Source organism: Streptomyces klenkii (assembly GCF_003626645.1).
GTDB lineage: Bacteria > Actinomycetota > Actinomycetes > Streptomycetales > Streptomycetaceae > Streptomyces > Streptomyces klenkii.
The window spans coordinates 1-1031 of the sequence record NZ_RBAM01000213.1 but is presented as its reverse complement, the minus strand read 5'-3'; the positions used below and the strand labels follow the sequence as shown (position 1 = coordinate 1031).

At 69.4% G+C, this 1031-nt stretch carries 2 protein-coding genes; both read right to left on the bottom strand.

Annotated elements, in window-relative coordinates:
* Positions 1 to 183 precede the first annotated feature (183 nt).
* Entirely contained in the window at positions 184 to 501 is a 318-nt protein-coding gene (locus D7231_RS35850) for a helix-turn-helix domain-containing protein (protein WP_120760569.1), read from the bottom strand.
* Positions 502 to 505: 4 nt separating this feature from the next.
* A partial coding sequence (locus D7231_RS35845) for a tyrosine-type recombinase/integrase (protein WP_242000101.1) occupies positions 506 to 1031 on the bottom strand: 526 nt, incomplete at its 5' end.

The window sequence follows — 1031 nt, the reverse complement described above, 5'->3', positions numbered from 1 at the left end:
GACCCGGGTGGCACCACAGGCACAGCCCGGCACTGTAGTAATGCTCCGTCGTACCGCAGCGCCGGCACGGCGGCGGGGTGAAAGGGCCGCCGGGCCGGCAGTCGTAGCAGTACCGCGACCCGGCGTTGGCCACCGCCTTGTTCCGGCACTTGGGGCAGGTCCGGGGAGTGGTGCACTTCTTCGTCATGCGGGAGGAGCCGTACGGTTGCGTCCCAGCCTGGGGACCACGGCAGGAGCGGTGGCGTTCTGCTCCTCGGGCTGGGCCGGGCGGCGCTGCGCGACCTTCTCCGGCTCGCGGATCAGCAGGTCGGTGGGCTCGCACTGGAGCACTTCGCAGATCACATCGAGGTCGTCAAGCCGGATCGTGGTGGGGGTTCCGGTCCACAGCCCGGACATCTTCCCGGCACTGATGTCGAGCCCGGCCTCCGCCAGGCGGCGCCGCATCTCGGCGGACTTCCAGATTCCGCGCTCTGCGGCCTTCATCCGCAGGTTCCAGCGCATGATGTCACTTCCCTCCGGTCAGGAGCCGGGCGCTGACCCGGTCGTTGGCGGCCTCCCACGCCCGTTCGACGTGACCGTCGTGGACATGGACGTACCGGGTCGTGGTCGAGAGCCAATCGTGTCCGAGGACCTCCTGAATCGCCTTGAGGTCCATGCCTCGCAGGTAGAGCGAGGACGCGCAGTAGTGCCGCAGGCCGTGCGGGGTGAGTCGGCACGACCAGTCCGGAAGCCACAGCGCGACCGCGTTCGCCAACCCCCTGCGCAGGGAGTCGTCACCGATCCGGCCGCACAATCCGGTGTACGGGTCGCGGCGCTCGCTGGGCAGCATCGGCGCGTCAGGGTTGCTCCAGTCGTCGCCGAACTGGTGACGGACATCGGTCAGCCACCAGCTCACGAGGCTGTCCACCGAGTTGATGGCCGGGACGAGGCGAGGCTTCGGGCCGCGTTTCCGGCTGCCCTTGCCGAACCGGACGTGCAGCTTGCCGTGCTCGCCAAGGTCCGGGCGCCAGTCGCGGATGTCGAGCATGCGC

Coding starts and splice junctions, on each gene's coding strand:
- D7231_RS35850 (WP_120760569.1), bottom strand. CDS start 501: ATGCGCTGGAACCTGCGGATGAAGGCCGCAGAGCGCGGAATCTGGAAG.